Origin of the sequence: Nocardia barduliensis, from assembly GCF_013315795.1 — a bacterium.
GTDB lineage: Bacteria > Actinomycetota > Actinomycetes > Mycobacteriales > Mycobacteriaceae > Nocardia > Nocardia barduliensis.
The window spans coordinates 1-19,015 of record NZ_JABLTE010000126.1 but is presented as its reverse complement, the minus strand read 5'-3'; the positions used below and the strand labels follow the sequence as shown (position 1 = coordinate 19,015).

General features: G+C 68.9%; 18 protein-coding genes. 6 read left to right on the top strand and 12 right to left on the bottom strand.

The genetic code is table 11. From position 1 onward, the window contains the following. Window positions 1–7: 7 nt before the first annotated feature. The 7 genes from HOV91_RS33675 to HOV91_RS33645 all read right to left on the bottom strand — a co-directional run bounded on the left by HOV91_RS33675 (window position 8) and on the right by HOV91_RS33645 (window position 8,152). Window positions 8–271, bottom strand: a complete 264-nt coding sequence (locus HOV91_RS33675; RefSeq protein WP_174189306.1) for a DUF6374 family protein — start codon at window positions 269–271, stop codon at window positions 8–10. Window positions 272–390: 119 nt separating this feature from the next. Further along, a complete protein-coding gene (locus HOV91_RS33670; RefSeq protein WP_174189305.1) occupies window positions 391–2,106 on the bottom strand; it encodes an ABC transporter ATP-binding protein in 1,716 nt (571 codons plus the stop codon). Further along, entirely contained in the window at window positions 2,103–4,010 is a 1,908-nt protein-coding gene (locus HOV91_RS33665; RefSeq protein ID WP_174189304.1) for an ABC transporter ATP-binding protein, read from the bottom strand. Before HOV91_RS33665 ends, HOV91_RS33670 begins: the two co-directional genes overlap by 4 nt. Beyond that, window positions 4,007–4,972 (bottom strand): alpha/beta hydrolase, encoded by a 966-nt coding sequence (locus tag HOV91_RS33660; RefSeq protein ID WP_174189303.1) that lies wholly within the window; start codon window positions 4,970–4,972, stop codon window positions 4,007–4,009. Before HOV91_RS33660 ends, HOV91_RS33665 begins: the two co-directional genes overlap by 4 nt. Window positions 4,973–5,120: 148 nt before the next feature. Further along, window positions 5,121–5,795 (bottom strand): response regulator, encoded by a 675-nt coding sequence (locus HOV91_RS33655; RefSeq protein ID WP_312884871.1) that lies wholly within the window; start codon window positions 5,793–5,795, stop codon window positions 5,121–5,123. Continuing rightward, a complete protein-coding gene (locus HOV91_RS33650) occupies window positions 5,792–7,012 on the bottom strand; it encodes a sensor histidine kinase (RefSeq protein ID WP_174189302.1) in 1,221 nt (406 codons plus the stop codon). Before HOV91_RS33650 ends, HOV91_RS33655 begins: the two co-directional genes overlap by 4 nt. A 168-nt stretch (window positions 7,013–7,180) precedes the next feature. After that, window positions 7,181–8,152, bottom strand: coding sequence for a hypothetical protein (locus HOV91_RS33645; RefSeq protein ID WP_174189301.1), 972 nt, complete (start codon window positions 8,150–8,152; stop codon window positions 7,181–7,183). Window positions 8,153–8,802: 650 nt separating this feature from the next. Between HOV91_RS33645 and HOV91_RS33640 the strand changes: the two genes are divergently transcribed. Next, window positions 8,803–9,261: an SRPBCC family protein gene (locus HOV91_RS33640; RefSeq protein WP_174189300.1), complete on the top strand. Its 459-nt coding sequence runs from the start codon at window positions 8,803–8,805 to the stop codon at window positions 9,259–9,261. A gap of 26 nt (window positions 9,262–9,287) precedes the next feature. On the opposite strand, the gene HOV91_RS33635 is transcribed toward HOV91_RS33640, so the two are convergent. After that, on the bottom strand, window positions 9,288–11,144 hold the full coding sequence (locus HOV91_RS33635; protein ID WP_174189299.1) for a DNA/RNA non-specific endonuclease: 1,857 nt from the start codon (window positions 11,142–11,144) through the stop codon (window positions 9,288–9,290). Window positions 11,145–11,504: 360 nt separating this feature from the next. Continuing rightward, entirely contained in the window at window positions 11,505–12,476 is a 972-nt protein-coding gene (locus HOV91_RS33630) for a GlxA family transcriptional regulator (RefSeq protein WP_174189298.1), read from the bottom strand. A gap of 146 nt (window positions 12,477–12,622) precedes the next feature. On the opposite strand from HOV91_RS33630, the gene HOV91_RS33625 reads away from it, so the two are divergent. The 4 genes from HOV91_RS33625 to HOV91_RS33610 all read left to right on the top strand — a co-directional run bounded on the left by HOV91_RS33625 (window position 12,623) and on the right by HOV91_RS33610 (window position 15,110). Further along, window positions 12,623–13,048: a VOC family protein gene (locus HOV91_RS33625; protein WP_174189307.1), complete on the top strand. Its 426-nt coding sequence runs from the start codon at window positions 12,623–12,625 to the stop codon at window positions 13,046–13,048. Window positions 13,049–13,262: 214 nt separating this feature from the next. Next, complete coding sequence (locus tag HOV91_RS33620) at window positions 13,263–13,649, top strand: DUF4254 domain-containing protein (RefSeq protein WP_174189297.1); 387 nt, start codon at window positions 13,263–13,265, stop codon at window positions 13,647–13,649. Between the two features lie 221 nt (window positions 13,650–13,870). Beyond that, window positions 13,871–14,308, top strand: a complete 438-nt coding sequence (locus HOV91_RS33615) for an ATP-binding protein (RefSeq protein WP_043725884.1) — start codon at window positions 13,871–13,873, stop codon at window positions 14,306–14,308. Continuing rightward, window positions 14,301–15,110 carry an RNA polymerase sigma factor SigF gene (locus HOV91_RS33610; RefSeq protein WP_174189296.1) on the top strand — a complete coding sequence of 270 codons (810 nt, stop codon included), beginning with the start codon at window positions 14,301–14,303 and terminating at the stop codon, window positions 15,108–15,110. Before HOV91_RS33615 ends, HOV91_RS33610 begins: the two co-directional genes overlap by 8 nt. A gap of 31 nt (window positions 15,111–15,141) precedes the next feature. Here the strand turns inward: HOV91_RS33610 and HOV91_RS33605 are convergent, their stop codons facing one another. Next, a complete protein-coding gene (locus HOV91_RS33605) occupies window positions 15,142–15,636 on the bottom strand; it encodes a MarR family winged helix-turn-helix transcriptional regulator (protein ID WP_246351343.1) in 495 nt (164 codons plus the stop codon). 86 nt (window positions 15,637–15,722) lie between these two features. On the opposite strand from HOV91_RS33605, the gene HOV91_RS33600 reads away from it, so the two are divergent. Further along, window positions 15,723–17,837: an MMPL family transporter gene (locus HOV91_RS33600; protein WP_174189294.1), complete on the top strand. Its 2,115-nt coding sequence runs from the start codon at window positions 15,723–15,725 to the stop codon at window positions 17,835–17,837. A 283-nt stretch (window positions 17,838–18,120) separates the two neighbouring features. On the opposite strand, the gene HOV91_RS33595 is transcribed toward HOV91_RS33600, so the two are convergent. Both HOV91_RS33595 and HOV91_RS33590 read right to left on the bottom strand, forming a co-directional pair. After that, window positions 18,121–18,294, bottom strand: a complete 174-nt coding sequence (locus tag HOV91_RS33595) for a CsbD family protein (protein WP_174189293.1) — start codon at window positions 18,292–18,294, stop codon at window positions 18,121–18,123. Window positions 18,295–18,488: 194 nt separating this feature from the next. After that, window positions 18,489–19,015 (bottom strand): hypothetical protein (locus HOV91_RS33590; RefSeq protein ID WP_174189292.1); only part of this gene is annotated, 527 nt, incomplete at its 5' end.

Here is a 19,015-nt window from a genome sequence, read left to right as displayed (position 1 = left end):
GAAGCCCTCACCGCCGCCACGACCCCAGCGAACCCACCCCCCGACGGCCGCGGTAGTCGAGGCAGGCGCGGCCGTCGGGGGGTGGGTTCGCTGGGGTCGTGGCGGCGGTGAGGGCTTCCGCGTAGGCGCGCAAGCCTTCGGCGAGTTTGCCTGCCATGTTCTCCAGGTGTTCGGGCCGCAGGTGCTTGCCGAACGCGGCGGCGTCCAGCAGTTGCCTGCGCACGTCGTTGATCTGCGTTTGAGCGAACGGGATCGGCTCGAGTTCCGGCATGCTCCGGCACCCTACCTCGAGTCGAACATGTTTTCGATGCGGGATCGGTGCTCGCAGGTCGTCAGCCGTCGCGGCCGTAGTCGTCCCCGAGGTCGGCGCCCGCAACCAGGGACAGTGACTCATTCGCTCGCCACCGGTGTCCTCGACAGCGCCCAGAAGCCGGCGTAGTGCCCGCCGTTGCGCAGCAGCTCCTCGTGACTGCCCTGCTCCACGATTCGGCCGCCGTCGAGGAAGACGATATGGTCGGCGCGTCGGACGGTGCGCAACCGGTGCGCCACCAGCACCACCGTCCGGCCCGCCATCAGACGTTCGATGCCCTGATGGACGGCTGCCTCGTTGATCGGGTCCAGGGCGGAGGTCACCTCGTCCAGGAGCACGATGGGCGCGTCTTTCAGCAGCGCTCGCGCGATCGAGACCCGCTGACGCTCGCCACCGGACAGGAGCGCGCCGCCCTCGCCGACATGCGTGGCCCATCCGTCGGGCAGGCGCTCGATCACCTCGTCCAACCGTGCCGCGGTCGCCGCCGCTCGCACTTCGGTGTCGGTGGCGTCGGGACGGCCGAGGCGCACGTTCTCCTCGATGGTGCCGTCGAAGAGGTAGACGTCCTGGAAGACGATGGCGTACTGCGCCATCAGCGCTTCGGTGCCGATGTCGCGGACGTCCGCACCGCCTACGCGCACCGCACCCTCGTCCACGTCGTAGAACCGAGCGAGCAGTTGCAGCAGGGTGCTCTTACCGGCCCCCGACGGCCCGACCACGGCGAGCCGCTGGCCTTCCGGCACGGACAGCGACACGTTGTCGATCACCGTGCGGCCGCCATGCCGGAAGGTCACGGACTCGAACTCCAGGCCATGGCCTACCGGCTGGATGGGTTCCGGAGCTTGCGGCAAGGGCTCGGTGCGCAACACCTGGTCGAGTCCAGCCAGGCCCACGCGCGCACTGCGCATTTGACCACCGATTTCCGATAGCGACAGCAGCGGGTCCGCGCATCGGGCGGCCAGTACCAGGATCGCCAGAACCTCCGCTACACCGATGTTCCCGCCGAGCGCGAGGTAGGCGCCCAACGCGAGCAGCGCGGTGAACACGGCTTGCACCGTGAGCGTCAGGCCCAGTACGCCGGGCAGTGCCGACTTCATGGAACGGCGGGCCGTGCGCTCGAGGTCCGACAGCGAGTCATCGAGCAACCGGAAGCGTTCGGCCGTGCGGCCTCCGGCCCGCAGCACCGGCTGGGCCTGCAGATATTCGATGACTCGTCCCGTGGCCTCCTTGGTTCGTTCGGTGCGCTCGGCGTCGGCAATGGCCATCGAACGTCCGGTCCAGGTCTGGATCACCGCCACGACCGGTACAGCGGCCAGCGCGGCCAACCCCATCTTCCAGTCGAAGGCGAGCATCACGGCGACAATCGTCAGCGGAGTCGCGACGGCGGAGAGCAGAGGCGCCAGCAGATGCGCGATCACGCTCATCGCTTGCAATACACCCTCGCTGGCGAGAACCGACACCTCCCCGACACGGCCGGCGGTGAACCAGCCGAGGGGCAATCGGGCCAGGCGATCACCGAAACGGTGATAGACACCGCGCAACAGCGTGGTCCCCACGCGGAAACCGAACCGATCACTGCGATAGCGCAGCACGGCATACCCGGCGACCGCCGCCGCGAACCCGATCAGCCAGGGCCGGGCGTCCGTGGGTGTACTTCCGAACAGTGCCCGCAACACCGGAACCAGCAGCGCGTAGGACAAACCCTCGGCTATCGCGGTTGCCGTCATCAGGGCCACAGTGCGGCGCACGGGCTGGGCGTACTCGTCTCCGAGCACGCGCAGTAGCGTTCGAATCATCGGGGCTCGTCTCCTCGCAGTGTCGGATCGGTGACGTTCGCGGGTCCATGCGCGGGGACGATCCGCCTCCATGGCCCGAGTTCACGTCGCAGCACGTCACCCAGGGTCTCGGCCCCATCGGTGGACGCGATCCGGTGGGATTGCCAGAATTCCGCGAACTTGCCGTTGCGCGCGAGCAATTCGGCGGGTTTGCCGCGTTCGACGACCGACCCGTTCTCCAGCAGCACGACGGTGTCCGCGTCGGCGATCGTCTCCAGGCGATGGGCGATGACCAGGATCGTCCGATTCCCCGCCAGCGTCGCCAGTGTCCGGCGCACCGCCTGTTCGGTGTGCGGGTCGGCGAAGGCGGTCGCCTCGTCGAGCACGAGAACGGGCGCGTCGGCCAGCAGTGCGCGGGCGAGTGAGATCCGTTGCGATTCACCACCGGACAGTTGAACGCCCGCACCGAGGATCGTGTCGTAGCCGTCGGGCAGTTCGAGAATTCGGGCGTGGATGTTCGCCAGACGGGCGGCGCGCACTACCGCGTCGCGGTCGGCATGGGGCACCGCAAGGGCGATGTTGTCCGCGACCGACGCGCGCAGCAGGCGGACGTCCTGGAAGACGAACGAGACCATCCGGTAGAGCTCGTGACCGGCGATTTCGCGGAGATCGACGCCGCCGAGGGTCACCGACCCGCCGGTCGGGTCGAAGAACCGCGGCAACAGTTGCACGAGGGTGGATTTGCCGCTTCCCGACGGTCCGACCACGGCGGTGACCGTGCCCGGTTCGAGCACCAGGTCGATGCCGCGCAATACCTCCCGACCGGCGTCGTACCCGAATCGCACGTCACGCAGTTCCACCCGGTGGCCCCGCGGCGCGACGGGGCGCGCGGGTTCCGGCAGCGAGGGTACGGCGAGCACGTCGCGGATGCGTTCGACGGCGCGGCGCGCGGCCTGCACATCGTCGAATCCGTGGCCGAGCGCCGCGATCGGAGCGGTCAGGCCGATTCCGAGCAGCAGGAACGGCAGCAGGTCGGCCGGGGGCAGGGATCGGTTGGTGATCAGAACGGCCCCACCGGTCAGGACGACCAGCAGCACGAACGGCGGCGACAGCACCACCTGCATCCCCGCGGCGATCCCGGCGAGACCGTGCACCATGCGCAGGAACGAGTCCGCGAAGTCGTCCGCGGCCGTGCGGAATTTCCGGTGGGCGCGGTCGCCGGAGCCGAACGCTTTGATCACCGCGATGCCCTGGACGAACTCGACCGCCGCATCCGCGATCCGGCTCATCCCTGCGTCGAACTCCTTCTGCTCGCGCAGCCGGGCCGGGGTCATCATCAGTGGGACCAGCGCGATCGCCAGCACCACCGGAACGAGTGTGATCAGCGTGAGCCGCCAATCGATGGTGAAGAGGTAGATCAGTGACACCAGCGGCACCACGAACGCGGCGACGAGATCGCCGGGGGTGTGGGCGATCAGCGGGTGCACGGCACTCACGTCTTTACCGACGATCTTGGCCAGCTCGCCGGAGCTGCGCCGGGCGAACCAGCCGATCGGCACACGCCCCAGCCGCGCGGCGAGTCGGCGACGAAACGACAGTTGCACTCGGCTGTCGAGCAGGTGCCCGATTCCGGACGACGCGGCCGTGAACAGCAACCGGACGAACAAGCCGGCCGCCCCGGCGATCACGACTATCCAGACACGACCGTGATCGAGCGGCGCAGATGCCAGCAGAGTCCGACCCAACTCGACCACCGCGAGCAACGGCGCCAGACCGGCGACAGCGCCGATGATCTGCAGAATGACGACGGCGGCGAAGCCGCCGAGGTGAGGGCGCAGCAATCCGGCCACGCTCGGTTCCGCCGAGGCATCTGCTGTGGGCGCGCAGGACCGCTCTCTCGGCTCGGCAACGTCGATGGTGGTCATCGTTCTCCCGTCTTCATCGATCTCGCCGCGACTGAGACGTTTTTCGAGCCGGGGGCGGTATCCCCGGCCAAGGCGCGGCGCAGGGCTGCGGCGAGTTCGGCGGTCTGACGCCGGGACACCTGGGCGGACTGGATCGCCTGCGATCCGTGGAACGTGCCCGGCCACTGGTGCAACTCGACCGGCACGCCCGCGTGCAACAGGCGCACTGCGTAGTCGATGTCTTCGTCGCGGTTCGGACAGAACTCCGCGGTGGCGATGTAGGCGGGTGGCAGGCCGGACAGGTCGGTGGCCCGCGCCGGGGCGGCGTAAGCCGTGGCGGGCGTGGAACCCAGGTAGTGCCCCCACATCTGGGCGACTTTGTCGCGGGTCACGAAGGGCGTATCGGTGAAATGACGTGCCGACCAGGTCTGCTGCCGGTCGTCGAGGACCGGTTGGTTGAGCAGTTGGAAGCGGATCGGCGGCCCCTGCTGGTCCCGCGCCCGCAACGCCACCGCGGCCGCGAGTCCCGCGCCGGCGCTGTGGCCGCCGATCGCGATCCGCAGCGGGTCGATGCCGAACTCGGCGGCGTGCTCGGCCGTCCAGGTCAGCACCGTGTAGACGTCATCGTGCGCGGCGGGGAACGGGTGCTCGGGAGCCAAGCGGTAGCCCACCGAGATCACTGTCGCGCCGGAGCTGTCGGCGAGCAGCGCGGCCCATGGATGTTCGGTGTCCAGGTCACCCATGACGAACCCGCCGCCGTGCAGCCACAGAATGGCCCCCTGTGCCCGGTGCGGCCGATAAATCCGGATCGGCACCTCGGAACCGCCCGGCACGACGCGATTCTCGATCTCCAGCTCCGTGGTTTCCGGTAAGGCGATCGCGGCGGCCAGCGCGGCGAGGTTTTCCCGGGCGGTGACCGGATCGCTCAGGTCGGCCGGGGGGAACAACGGGATGAATGCTTCGAGTTCGGGATCGATGATCATGCCGACGATGGTCGCGTCCGTCAGGCATGCTCCGCTTCCGGCGACGGGAGGCGCTGTCTACGTGAATACGCGTACGAGGATCGCGATCAGCTGCGTCTGTCGTCGTAGCGGTCGGTGGCCGGATGAACACTCCGCGCACCGCCGTCGGCTACGGGGTCGAATCACTCAGCCCGGTCTGGTAGGCGATCACGACCAGCTGCGCGCGGTCGCGCGCACCCAGTTTCACCATCGCGCGGCTGACATGGGTGCGCGCGGTGGCGGGGCTGAGGAACAACGCGGCGCCGATCTCGTCGTTGCTCATGCCCTGCCCGACGAGCGCCAGCACTTCGCGCTCACGGTCGGTCAGCACCGCGAGCCGGTCTTCGGCGGACTTGGCGGCCCTGCGCCGCGCGGTGAACTGGCTGATGAGGCGGCGGGTGACCCGAGGGGCGAGCAGCGCCTCACCGGCGGCGATCACCCGGATGGCGTGCAAGAGTTCGGCGGGGCCCGCGTCTTTGAGCAAGAACCCGCTCGCGCCCGCCTGTAGAGCGTCGAAGACGTTCTCGTCGGTGTCGTAGGTAGTGAGGATCAGCACCTTTACCCGTTGCATCCCGTTGGCCTCGGCGATCTGGGCGGTGGCGCGTATTCCGTCCAGCTGTGGCATGCGGATGTCCATGAGGACGACGTCGGGGCGGCGGGCGCGGGCGAGTTCGACGGCTTCCGCGCCGTTGGTGGCTTCCCCGACCACCGTGATGTCGTCTTCCAGGTCGAGCAGAACCTTGAAGCCGGAACGGACCAGACGTTCGTCGTCGGCGAGCAGCACCTTGATCGGTGGGGTGGTCACAGGCGCGATCCGACCGACGTGAGGGGGAGGCGGGCGGTGACCTCGAACCCGCCGTCGGGACGCGACGTCGCGTCGAGTTCACCTCCGAGCAGCTGACAGCGTTCGCGCATCCCGACGATGCCGCGGCCGCTGGTGGGCGAGCTGTGGGCGCGGGGCGGAAGGTGAGCGGTGTCGCGACGGCCCGCATCGATCACCCGTATCCGCAAGGCGTCGATGCCTGGTTCGAGCGCTACGGTCACCCGGGTCGGGCCGACGTGGCGGATCACGTTGGTGATCGATTCCTGCACGATGCGGTACGCGGCGCTGCCGACCGCGCTCGGCAGCGGTGTCGTCGGGGCGGTCTGCTCGAAAACGATGTCCAGTCCAGCATCGCGAGCCTTGCCGACGAGTTCATCGATCTGACCGACACCTGGGTAGGGCTCGCGCTCGTCGCTATCGCGCAGGACACCGAGAATGGCACGCATCTCGTGCAGGGCGCGCGAGCTGGTCTGCTCGATGGTGCGCAACGCTTCACGGGCCTGTTCCGGCCGCTTGTCGAGCACGTGTGCGGTGACACCGGCCTGCACGTTGATGATGGCGATGGCGTGGGCGACGGTGTCGTGCACTTCGCGGGCGATCCGCAGCCGTTCGGCGTCGACGCGCGCCCTGGCTTCTTCGTCGCGGGACCGCTCCGCCAGCTCCGCGCGTTCTTGCGCGTCGGCGGCGATCACCCGGCGGGAACGGACGGATTCGCCCAGAATCGTGCTGATCACCGACGCGCCGATCCGGAAGAACACCCATCCGATGGCCACGATCGGCTGGACGTCCGCCGCGGCGATCAGCCAGCCGACGGCGAGCACCGTGATGCCGCCACCGGCGATCATCAGCGACCGCCGCCCGTCGCCGTAGGCGGCGAGGGTGTACAGGGCGACGAAGAGCGCCAGATACGAAAGCCGATCGGGGAAGTCGAAACCGAAATAGACCAAGCTGGCCGACGCCGTGAGCAGGAACACCGGAACCGGCCATCGGCGCCGCGCGGCGACGGCCACGCCGCTCACGGTCAGCAGGGCATATCCCACGCCGGAGACCGGCGTCGAGACCGGCTCGAGCGGCACCGGGATGGCGGCGCTCAGCACCTGGATCACGGTGACGAACACTGCCAGCGCCATATCCGAGACCCAGACGGGCCGATGCGCGGACCGGGCAGACAGCTGTCGCGACACCGCCCGCAGAACCATGCCGTGAGGGTACGGCATCCGGGAGTGCTCGCACTCCGCTCCGGGCGCGCGATCGGCTACGACGACCGGCGCAGCCGGTCGCGGCACTCCTACGCGTATTCGCGTAGACGGCGACTCCCGTCGCAGGAAGCCGAGCACGCTCGCCCTCGACGATCGTCGGAAGGGCGCTCAGCGGTAGGCAGCGCGTTCCGGGCACTCCCACGGCGCATTTCCGGAATCGGGATGATCCTCGGCGAACTCTCTGACCCGCTTCGATCGCGAGACGCTGATTACGGAGGAGTCGGCTGGGATGATCACGGCGTAGCCGTTCTCGGGTGACCATTTCGCGGGAACGAGAACCCACAGGTCACCTCGCGCCACGATCGAGCGAAAACATTGATAGCGGAATGCCGGCGGCTTTCCCTGCTGGGTCACGACCAATGTCTCCGCGACCAGATTCCTCGGCACGTCGAGGCGCTCGTCCGTCAGCACCGAGACCACCGATTCCTTCACCCAGAGGTTGTGGGCCTCGATTTGCGCGGCGTCCTCCCCGAGCCGGGACGCGAACGCGTTCATCAGCGCGAACAGCGCCAGGAGACTGACCGCGACCGCGAGGAGCCTGCTCACCCGTGTGGTCGATGCCCGGCCATCCGGCTCAGTGGCCGAGGCGGACAGGACCCAGTAGCCGCCGACCACGAGAAGGCTGCCCACGGCCAGCGCGGCAGGCGAGAACATCCAGGCGACCACGGCCCCGCGATACGGGACGCGTTGCGGCGCTGCCGCCGCCGTGACGCCGGGGACGATGAGAACCGCTCCGAGCGCGAGGCAGGCGCGGGCGGTGTTGCGCACGAGGCGCGGCCGTCGTCCGGTTCGGATGAAGCGACGGGTGTAGACGCCGGTCCACACCGCCGCGAACCATCCGACCAAAAGCAGCAGGAGCGGGGCGTAGAGCACGCTGACGCTGCTCACCACGTAGTCGCTCGAGGTGAATCCGAGCGCGTCGCAGTCGACGCCGAAGTAGGCGAGCCGCTTGCGGGTGTAGACGTATCCGAAGTAGTAGCACAGCGCCGTGATGATCGTGGTCGGCGCGACGATCGCCCCGATGACACCGAACCAGTTGTGGACCATCGCCGGTGCGCTCGGCGAGGTTCGGCCGGGCATCACGGTCTCCCTTGTTCGCCGCCGGGGCCGGGCGCCGGAGTTTCCGGCGTGCCCTGCGGAGTGGGCTCCGGCAACGGTGGCAGTGTCGGCGCCGATGGCAGCGTCGGTATCGGAGGGTTCTCGGAGGGATAGCCGGGATCGGTCGGCCGAGAACCCGCAGGCCCGGTCGGAAAGTCCTCCGGGGTAGGGAACGAATTCCCGCCCGGCGCGGAGGCCCCGCCCGGCGAAGGGCTGGGAACGGGCGAGGGTGACATCCGAGGCGGTGGCGAGGAGGTCGCCACCGGTGAAGCAGGCCGAACCGAGGACTTCGGCGGAGAGTCGGTGCCGCCTCCTTGGCATGCCACCAGGACCGCTACCGGCAGCACGAGCGCCGAAAAGCGCAGCGTGAGCCGGACCGCGCTCGCGACCTCCTGGGTGTGCCTGGTCGATGACCGCATCGGGGACCTCCGATCCACTTCTCGTGCCCGGCTATAACGCTGCCCGTCGTTACGAAATAGCTCACGGGTAGCTCCCTACCTGTTTTCGGTTCAGGACGAGTCCGTGGCCGCACGAGATCGGCGCGAAGCCGGTGGGGGAGATGCGGGACGTGTTGACGGATGAAAGGCGTGCCGGGCAGAATCGGCCGCGTTGGAACGGGGGGTGGAGGAGTTATGCGCGTAAAAACCGATATACATTTCGCGGTCGCCGTCGATCCCGCTCAGGTCTTCGATGCGGTGGCGGCGATCGAATTGCTTCCCGAATGGTCGATGTATTCGGATGCGCGCGTGGCTACTCGCGACGAATCCGGCAGGCCGCAGCGGGTTTACGTCACCGCGGACACGATCCTCGGCAGATCCGATCTGCAGGTCCTGGAATACGAGTGGACCGCTGACCGGGTGTCGTGGCAGGTCGTGGACAGTTGCAACGGGCTCGGCGGCGGTGGCTGGTTCGAAGTGTCCCTGGACGGGGCGGACACCCAGGTCTGGTACCACACCGAGGTGCACTCCTCGCTGTTGCTGCCCGGACTTCTGCTCAAACGCACCGTTCGGCGAGAGAGCGAAACCGTCGCGCGGAACTTCATCGAATTCGCCGAGGGATTCAGCGCGCCGCCGAATTCCCGCGCGGGATAGCGGTCACCTATCGCTCCTGTTCGGTCTCACCAGCGGATGTCCGCGATCGAGTCCAGCGGGCTGGCCACTTCCTCCGGCGCCAGCCGCAGATCCGCGTTCCGCAGCACCTGCGGGAAGTGGAAGCGGGCCCGCTGTTCGATCTCGGCCAGCGGCACCTGGAAGACCCGGAACTCGTCGAGGTCGAGTGCTTCGAGCTGCTCCAGGTTCTGGGTCAGCAGGAAACCGCGGGCCTTCAGCTCACCGTGCTCCTCGAACACGAGGACTTTCCAGAACTCGCGCGGGATCTTGACCTGCCGGAATTCCCGGTCGTCGTCGGTGAAGACCGGGCCGCCGAACACGCTGACCTTGAACTCGTCGACGGTGACGTCGGCGAAGACGGCGTCCTCGAGCCGCCCCCAGACCCCGTCGCGCATGCTCTGGTTGAAATCGTCCATCTGCGGGGTGATGTTGGTGTAGAAGAACGAGTCACGGTTGGCTTTCGCCGCTTCGGGCATGCTGCCCCAGAGCAGATCCGCGCGCCGCGCGAGATGACCGCGATCGAGCCGGTTGTCGCGGTACAACTCGTTGCCGACCTGGGCATCCGCGTCGAGCCGCGGATCCTTGACGAAGTCGATCTTCTTTCGCGACAGCTTCTTCATCGACGCGCCGTCGATGTTCCAGGCCACCCAGATGGCGAATCGGCGCGAGCGGCGCATCGCGAGGGAGAAGTGCGTGTAGTGCAGGACGTCCGCGCCGTCGAGGGTGGTCGCCACGTCGGGGCGGACGTCGGCGTCCACCTCGGGCAGCGGCACCGGCGACGTGAGGAACCGCGGGTCGTAGCCGCCGACGACCGCGACTTCCTCCGCGACGGGCGGGGTGAGGGTGATCCCCAGCTTCTCGAACACCGATTGCGGCAGGCAGGCCAGCGCGTGCTCGTCGGTGTTCGGGCGCATCTCGCCGCCGAAATGCAATCCGGCCAGAACAGTGCTGGTCGTGCCGTCGGGCGAGGTGAACATCCACGCCGCTCCCGAGTCGCCGCCGCTGCTGATCTCGCCGTCCACGGGCGGATCGGCCGGGTCGGGTCCGATCTCGAAGCCGCCGATGCTCTTGGTGCCGACGCCGGGGTAGGTGATCTTCGCGATGACGTCCACGCGGCGCACGATGCCGTGGGTGATCTGCGTCGTCCGGCCGCTCTTGATCACCTTGTCGCCCAGTTCGGGTTCGCCGAGCCGGTCCGGGGCGACGTCGAGCCCGGTGATCACGGCGCTGAATTGGCGGTTCTCGATGTCGGCGACAGCGCAGTCGCCTGCCGTGCCGAGATGGGAGCGGACGAGTCGGCCGAGCCGATTGCGGTCGATCCGGTTGTCGTCCCGCGTCCCGGGCTGCACGACGTCGTCGCCGAGCGCGCCCTCGGCGGTGTGCAGGACGTGCCAATTGCTCAGCACGTACGGTGTGCCGTCGTCCCGGTCGTAGACGATGCAACCGATCGTTCCCGCCGTGGTGCTGGGATGGCCGACGCTCACGCCGGGCACGATCGGATCGAGACGCGTCTTTCGTTCGGGCGCAACAGCTTCCCCGACCACCCGGAAAGCGGGCTCGAATTTGCGCGGCAGTACATCGGTGGGCACCTCGATCCCGTCGACGGTGACGGTTTCCGGAATCGCCGACGTGCCCAGCGCTTCGAGCGCCTCCGGCTCGGACACCTTTTCCTGCACGGTGAACTGCACCGCGATCTCGCCGGTCGTTTTCCCGTCGACCTGCTTGTAGCCGACGCCGATCGAGGAAATATTGGGGTCTTCGAGAAAATCTTCCCCCTTGGTGCGGATGAAGGTGCGCAGGGCGCTGAGCAGATGATCGTTCTCGGCGTGCGACCGGCCGGTTCGGGGGTTCTTTTTCGCGGGCATGAGTGGCTCCGTGTTCGAGGTGAGCGTGGTTGCGACCACGGTGTCGCACCGGCAATTACCATCGTCGGATCTCCGTGCGGGCCGCACACGAGTAGAGAACTACTCGAACCGGAGCGAGGGGAATTTTGGAAAAAGGTTCGTTCGGATAACTTATGCAGTAGGAATTCGGGTCGACGCGCTGTCGGGTTTGCCGACGTTCACCGCGGTTTTCCCACCCGGTCCCGGTCGCGTCGGCGAGCCCGGCGACATGGTCGAGTTTCCGCCTCCGACGCGGCCCGCTGGTTTACCTGAGCGTGCCGGTTGGGCAGCATTCCGAGCCGCGTGGGGCACACTGCTCCGTCGTACCGCTTGGCGCTCGGCTCAGTAGGAGACGCGCGCCATGCGGATCTCGGAGATCGACATCCCGCGGCGGCGGAACAACCCGCGCAGGGTCCCGGCGTTGAGGTAGCCCACCTTGGCGGCCACGGCGTCCACCGTGAGCGATGTGCTGCGCAGCAGATGCACGGCGCGTTCCAAGCGGATGTCGTGCACGAAGTCGGTCGGGGACATGCCGAGTTCGGCATGCGTGGCCCGCTGCAGGCTGCGTTCGGTGACGCCGATGGCGCGGGCGGCCTGGGCGATCCGGAAGTTCTCGCCGAGGTGTTCGCGGACCCAGCGTTCGAAGGCGGCGGTGACGGAATCGCCCCGGGCGATGATCTCGGGAACGATGAACTCGCGTTGCGGTCGGCCCGCGCCGACGGCGAGGTAGCGCATCGCGCGCTCGGCCAGCGCCGGGCTCTTGGCGGCGATCAGCGACAGCGCCAGGTCCATGTGCGACAGCGCCGCACCGGCGGTGGTGACGCCGTTGCCGCGGCACAGCGTGCGGCCCTCGTTCAGGTCGACGCGTGGATAGCGGCGCCGGAAGCTGGGCCCGAGCCACCAGCTCGTGGTGGCGGGTGAACCGTCCAGCACGCCCGCCTCGGCCAAGAAGAACGTCCCCGTGCAGGCCCCGGCGAGATGGGCGCCTCGTTCGCGCGCGGCGATCAGGCGGTCGAGCACGGGACGGCTGGCCGGTGCGGAGATCAGCTCGATCAGTGCCGCCGCCTCCAGGACGTTCACGGCGGGCACGATCATCAGCTCGAATTCGTCGCCCAGCTCCTCGAGCGGGACGGTCGGCACGGTGTTTCCGTGGCCCGAGCGCACCGTGGCGCCGAACGACGTGCTGTGGACGCGCCACGGCTGCGGCGGGTCGGCGAGTTCGCCGCGCACGCTGTTGGCGGTGTTGAAGGTCTCGAGCAGAGCGGCGTATCCGAAGTCGGCCACGCCGTCCACGACGAAGACAGCGACGTCCATGTCGGAAACAGTACCGAAGATGTCGTTTGCGACACTCGGTTCCCTCGGAATTCTGCCCTACTGTCATCGCGAGACGGCTCCCCTCCGGCGGCACCGGGGAGCCGGTCGACCCGCCGTATGACTTCGCACTGGGAGTTCGCGTGACCATGATCGAAACGACCGGGACCCACCACATCCGGTTGACCGTGACCGACATCGTCCGGTCGCGTGCCTTCTACCAGGATGTGCTCGGCTTCCCGATCGCCGCCGAATCACCCGGCAGTCCGGATGATCCGGCAGTGCGCGCCGATCCGATGCGGCTCTTCGGCGGAGTGGTGTTCCAGGCCAACGGCATGCTGCTCGGCCTGCGGCCGGTGGCGGCGGCGACGGACCGATTCGATTCCGAGCGCGTGGGTTTGGACCATCTAAGCTTCGCCGTCCCGGCGCGCGCCGATCTGGTGGCCGCGGCCGCTCGCTTGGCCGAAGCGGGCATCGAACACGGCGAGATCACCGAAATGGCCGATTTCGGCATCGCGATCCTGTCGTTCTCCGATCCCGACGGCATCCACCTCGAACTGACTGCGCCACTGTGAGTTTGGATGCGCCGCGGGCGGGCATGCTCGATCCGGAACGAACGCTGTCCTGATGGAGGCTTCGACGACCGGTCGCGGAATCGGTACGTCGTGCCGAGGAGGTAGGCCGATGCTGGTCCAGCGTGCACGCCCGCGGAAAATCTACGAGGACTCGGCGTTGCCGAGTCCGAGCAGTTTGCTGTGTGCACTAGGCGGCCAACACGTGCAAGGACCGGTGAGCCGGTGGGCGCGCGAGCTGACCGAACTGCACCGGCGCCACCGGGAGGACGCGGGCAGCGGCGCCGAGATCGAAGCGCACCGTGCCGAGGTGGTCGACCGGATCGACACGTGGGCGACGCTGCACCTGCCGCGCGCCCCGCGGGGTGCGCGCCTGCACGACGCGAGCCTGGGTGAAGTGATCGACCGGATGGCCGCCGTCGCGGAGCAAGCGTTCTATCTGCTCATGCACGACGATCCGGGTGGCGAGCGGATGCACGCGGCCTGGACCCGGCTGGCCGAATTGGAGATCGCCTACGCGGATCTGGCCGGCGCGGTCGAGGACGGCCGCCGCCGCCTCCCGACGAAACGGACACAACCGTCGGCGGCGCCCGCGGCTCGGTGATCCATGGACGGTTCGCGCGCCGGGGCGCCACACGCGGGCAAATGCGCTGGTCAGCTTCGTGATCGATCGGTGTGCGGACCGGCGGCGCCCGCGGCGCGGCGCGGCGGGACACGCCGCGGCGGGCGAAGACGCGCGCGCTGTGCGGTGGCCGATCGCGGCGAGTTGACGAGAGGGCGTAGGCTGGGCGCTCCGAAGGACGGCGCGACTTCTGGGAGCGGTGCATGAGCAAGGCTGAGGGGACTCCTCCCGCCACGACGCGGACCGGCACGATCAGTGTGCGGGTACCCGCGGTGTCCGAACAGCTGGCGATGTTGCGTGCCTTGGCCGAGACCGTCATGCTCATGGCCGATTTCGGCATCGATGAGGTGACCGACATCCGGCTGGCCCTCGACGAGGTGGCCAGTGCGCTGGTGCTGGACGCGGTGGACGGCGCGGAGCTGGAGTGTGCGTTCGGCTTCGACGGCGACGCGGTGGACGTGCGTGTGTCCACCGTCACCGTGTCGGACGCCAGTCCGGACGAGTCGAGTTTCGGCTGGCACATCGTGGCCACGTTGACGAACTCGGTCTCGTCCTCGCGAGGCGCGCACGATTCCGCCGCGGGCGGCTACCCGACTGTCGTCGACTTCCGTTGGGTGCGCGGCGGCTCGAATAATGAGTAGCGAGTCGAATCCGGCTGCTTCCAAGCGCAGATCGCGGGGAGACAGCTACGACAATATCGAGCCGCTCTTCGCCGAACTGGCCGCGCTGGCCCCGGACGATCCGCGCCGGGAAGCGGTGCGCGCGGAACTGATCGAGCGCTGCCTGCCGCTGGCCGAACACATCGCCCGCAAGTTCAGCGGGCGCGGCGAGAGTTTCGAGGACCTGCTGCAGATCGCGCGGGTGGGCATGCTGGCCGCCGTCGACCGGTTCGATCCGGGCCACGGCGCGACATTCCTGTCCTTCGCGGTACCGACGATCATGGGCGAAGTGCGCAGGCACTTCCGCGACTACGCCTGGTCGGTGCGAGTGCCCCGTCGGCTCAAGGAGATCCAGTCCACCATCGGTCCGACGGTGGAGATCCTGTCGCAGCGTTTGGGCCGGATGCCGCGGGCCAGGGAGATCGCCGAGGAGCTCGGCGCGGACCTGAACGAGGTCACCCAGGCGCTCATCGCGCGCAACGCCTACCAGACCTCCTCGATCGATGCCGCCGCGGACACCGACGACGCGGAGTCGGGCGGTCCCTCGCTGCTGGACTCCCTCGGCGCCGAGGACCCGGACTTCGGCACCGTCGAGAACTACCTGGCGGTCAAGCCGCTGCTGGCGGCCTTGCCGGAACGTGAGAAGCAGGTCCTGGTGATGCGCTTCTTCGATTCGATGTCCCAAGAGCAGATCGCCCAGCGGATCGGCTGTTCCCAGATGCAGGTCTCGCGCATCTTGTCGAAGACCTTGAAATCGCTGCGCGAGCAGGCTCTGCGGGACTGACGGAGCGACCAGGGCCTGCCCCGCTGGGGGCTCAATCGCCGGTCAGGTCGGCGTGATAGTCGCGCATCGCCAGGACGACGGCGACCAGCACGCGGTGCGCGGCGCGCAGGTCTTCGTCGGGCAGCGTGGCCATCGCGGCGCGGGTCTGCCGCCCGAGCGGGGTGAAGAAGCCGCGCGCTACGTCCATGCCGTGCTCGTCGTAGTGCAGGATGACCCGCCTGCGATCGGCCGGGTCGGCCGCGCGGCGCAGGTGACCCGATTCGATCATGCGCTCCACCAGATAGGTCACCGCCGACGAGGAGATGCCCATCAGCTTGCCGAGCCCGCCCGCGGTGAGCGGTGCGCCCTCGAGCTCGGCGGTCGCGACGTGCATCAGGGCGCGGAAGTCGTTGGCGCGCAGTTCGTTGGACCGCGCGAAGACCTGTCCGATCTGCTCGGAGATCGCGGTGAGCGCGCGGAGGTCGGCGGCGATGTCGGCTTCCAATCCATCACGGTCCGGCTCGTCCGCGTTTGGTTCCTCGGTCAACGGCGCATCCTTTTCCACACGGGCGTCAGCGTAGTTCAGCAGGTGTCTCGATTGCTTAATATTTAAGTTTCTGAGAGAGTTGCCGGGTGAGCGCTTGGGACCGCTATGCATCGCTGGTGACCGCCCGGACCTCGTGGGTGCTGCTTCTGGCCCTCGCCGCGGCCTCGATCGGCCTGATCGGCGCGGTGGGGGAGAACGAGACCGCCGGGCAGGCCCCGACCGCGCTGCCGTCGTCGGCGGAGTCGGCGCGGGTCGAACAGGCGCTGGAGCAATTCCCGGACGCGGGGACGGCCGCGGCCATCGTGGTCGTCACGCGCGCCGATGGCGGCGAGCTGACCGAGGACGACCGCGACGCCACCGCCGCCGCGGTAGCCCGCGCCTCGGGACGGACGCCGGGACCGGCCGACCTGCTCGCCGCACCGGACCGCAAAGCGGCGATCGGGCAGGTGCCCGTCGACGCCGAACTGAGCGGATTCCCGCTGACCGAGCGCATCTCCGACATCCGCACGGCGGCAAGGGACGGCCTGCCCGAAGGGCTGATCCTGCAGGTGACGGGCGGTCCGGCGTTCGGCGCCGACATCGCCGACTCGTTCTCCGGCGCCAACGTGACCCTGCTCGCGGTGACCGCGTTGGTCGTCGCGGTGCTGTTGATCGCGACGTATCGCTCCCCGGTGCTGTGGCTGGTGCCGCTGCTGGTGGTCGGGGCGGCCGACCGGGTGGCCACCAGCGCCGGAACCGCCTTGGCGCGGCTGACCCCGCTGACCTTCGACGGCTCGACCTCCGGCGTCACGAGCGTGCTGGTGTTCGGCGCGGGCACCAACTACGCGCTGCTACTGGTGTCGCGCTATCGCGACGAACTGCACCACGAATCGGATCACCGCGCGGCGTTGCGGCAGGCCGTGCGGCGGGCCGGACCCGCGATCCTGGCGAGCAACGTCACGGTGGTGGCCGCGCTGCTCGTGCTGCTGCTGGCGTCGGTGCCGAGTACCCGCAGTCTCGGCGTGATGGCCGCGCTCGGGCTGCTGGTGGCGGTGGTGTTCGTCCTGCTCGCGCTGCCCGCCGCGCTGGCGCTGTGCGGTCGCAATGTGTTCTGGCCCTTCGTGCCGCGGGCCGACGATCGCGACACGGCCGGCGAGGGGGTCTGGCACGCGATCGCCGCGCGCGTGGTGCGCAGGCCCGCGCTGATCGCCGGAAGCGCGATCGCGGTGCTCGCGGTCTGCGCGACCGGATTGCTGACGACGCAGGTGGGCCTTTCGCAGACCGAGCAGTTCCGGGTGAGCGCGGAGTCGGTGGAGGGGTTCGACGCCCTCGCCCAGCACTTTCCCTCCGGGTCCTCCGATCCCGCCATCGTCCTCGCGCGCGGCACGGCGGCGGCGGGAATCGAGGAGGCTTTCCGGCGCACCGAGGGCGTGGTGATGACCTGGCAGACAGGTACCTCGCCGACCGGGCTGACCCGGTGGTCCGTCGTGATCGACGCGCCACCGTCGTCCGCCCGCGCCTTCGACACGATCGAGGCGCTGCGCGCGTCGGTCGGGCAGGTGCCGGGAGCCGACGCGCTGGTCGGCGGCACCGACGCCCAAGCGCTGGACGTGCAGAACGCCGCGGGCCGGGACCGCGCGCTGATCATCCCGCTCATCCTGGTCGTCGTGCTCGTGGTGCTGCTGGTGTTGCTGCGCGCGGTGCCCGCCGCGCTGCTGCTGGTCGCGGTCACGGTGCTGAGCGCGCTGGCCGCGCTCGGGTTGGGCAGTTGGATGAGCGAGCACGTGTTCGGATTCCCGGCGCTGGACATCAGCGTGCCGCTGTTCGCGTTCCTGTTCCTGGTCGCCCTCGGCGTGGACTACACGATCTTCCTGGTCACCAGGGCACGGGAGGAGACTCCGCGACACGGCACCACACACGGCATGGTGCGCGCGGTGTCGGTGACCGGCGCGGTGATCACCAGCGCGGGCATCGTGCTGGCCGCGGTGTTCTGCGTGCTCGGCGTGCTTCCGCTGATCACGCTCACCCAGGTCGGCATCGTGGTCGGCCTCGGCATCCTGCTCGACACGTTCGTCGTGCGCACCGTGGTGATCCCGGCGCTGTTCAGCCTGATCGGGCGCAAGATCTGGTGGCCGAGTGAACTGCGGCTGGTCGAGGAGGACAGCGAGACCTCCGACGCGGATCAGCCGGCCGGTGACGGGCCGGGGCCGCGGAGCGAGTAGCCGCCCCGGGCGCGGCCGGAGGATCTGCCCCACAGGCCGCGTTGATCGAGGGCCGCTCGTGGGTGGCGCCCCTCGCCGCTGGAGCCACGGTGGTCGGCTCACCTCACGCGCGAAAGAGCGGATGACCGCTCGGTGCGGCCATCCGCTCACAGACATACACTTCCGCCTGCGCTACGGCGTACGGGACACTACGTCGGCAGCGTCCGCTGGGCGTCGTCCGCCCTCGCTACGCCCGTGCGTGGCGCTCTGCACGGACCGCGTCCGAGAGCGCGCTGGGCGGTCGTCAGTGCCGGAAGGCGTCCTTGACCTTCTCGCCTGCGTCCTTCAGGTCCGACTTGACCTTGTCGGTGCGGCCTTCGTCGCGCTTCCCCCGGTCGCCCGTGGCCTCGCCGACCTTCTCTTTGGCCTGACCGGCGACTTTATCGGCCTTGTTCTTCGCCTTGTCGACTGTGCTCATGTCACAACCTCCTTGTGAAGAGACCGGCCGACCATCTTCAGCCGGTCTTCTTCGCGATAGCCCGTTATCGCGCGGCCAAACGTCCGGGATTTCCGACGCAAAGCAGAAGACCCGGCGGAAACCGGGTCTTCTGGAAGTCGCCCGCTTCCGGAATCTAGCCGGTCGAGTTCCGGAGCGCGCTCGCCGAGAGCGGATTACGCAGCCGGAACCGTGGGCGGTGTGAGGAGGCCCTGGAGCACGCCGACACCGGCGCCGACGGCCGCGCCGACGGCGATGGCCGGGGAGGCGACGAATCCGTAACCGATGGCGGCGCCGAAGGCCATCACGGCCACCGTTCCGGTCGGAAACATCGGGATACCGGCGATGGCGCCGCAGACGGCGCCGATGACGGCTCCGATGGAGGCGACCGGCGCGGCCACCATGCTGCCCACCGAGGCGCCGATGGCGGTGGAACCGATCAGGTCGGCGGCGATGCGGTCGGAGCGCGACGGCTCGAAGCCCGCCGAATCCAGGGTCTGCGCGATGCCCGCTTCCGGGACGGCGATCGCGTCGTTGAAGATCTTGCCCTGCTCCGGAGTCAGGAAGTCCGGTCGCCCGATCACCACCGACCCCACGCGCAGCGTGCCGGGCGGCGCCTCGATCGGCGCCACCGCGGGAGCAGGGGCGGCGGGGTTGGGCAGGTGCAGGCGGTGCGGGAGGATGGGGGCGAGCACGTTCGGAT

Coding starts and splice junctions, on each gene's coding strand:
- HOV91_RS33675 (WP_174189306.1), bottom strand. CDS start 271: ATGCCGGAACTCGAGCCGATCCCGTTCGCTCAAACGCAGATCAACGAC.
- HOV91_RS33670 (WP_174189305.1), bottom strand. CDS start 2,106: ATGATTCGAACGCTACTGCGCGTGCTCGGAGACGAGTACGCCCAGCCC.
- HOV91_RS33665 (WP_174189304.1), bottom strand. CDS start 4,010: ATGACCACCATCGACGTTGCCGAGCCGAGAGAGCGGTCCTGCGCGCCC.
- HOV91_RS33660 (WP_174189303.1), bottom strand. CDS start 4,972: ATGATCATCGATCCCGAACTCGAAGCATTCATCCCGTTGTTCCCCCCG.
- HOV91_RS33650 (WP_174189302.1), bottom strand. CDS start 7,012: ATGGTTCTGCGGGCGGTGTCGCGACAGCTGTCTGCCCGGTCCGCGCAT.
- HOV91_RS33645 (WP_174189301.1), bottom strand. CDS start 8,152: ATGCCCGGCCGAACCTCGCCGAGCGCACCGGCGATGGTCCACAACTGG.
- HOV91_RS33640 (WP_174189300.1), top strand. CDS start 8,803: ATGCGCGTAAAAACCGATATACATTTCGCGGTCGCCGTCGATCCCGCT.
- HOV91_RS33635 (WP_174189299.1), bottom strand. CDS start 11,144: ATGCCCGCGAAAAAGAACCCCCGAACCGGCCGGTCGCACGCCGAGAAC.
- HOV91_RS33630 (WP_174189298.1), bottom strand. CDS start 12,476: ATGGACGTCGCTGTCTTCGTCGTGGACGGCGTGGCCGACTTCGGATAC.
- HOV91_RS33625 (WP_174189307.1), top strand. CDS start 12,623: ATGATCGAAACGACCGGGACCCACCACATCCGGTTGACCGTGACCGAC.
- HOV91_RS33615 (WP_043725884.1), top strand. CDS start 13,871: ATGAGCAAGGCTGAGGGGACTCCTCCCGCCACGACGCGGACCGGCACG.
- HOV91_RS33610 (WP_174189296.1), top strand. CDS start 14,301: ATGAGTAGCGAGTCGAATCCGGCTGCTTCCAAGCGCAGATCGCGGGGA.
- HOV91_RS33595 (WP_174189293.1), bottom strand. CDS start 18,294: ATGAGCACAGTCGACAAGGCGAAGAACAAGGCCGATAAAGTCGCCGGT.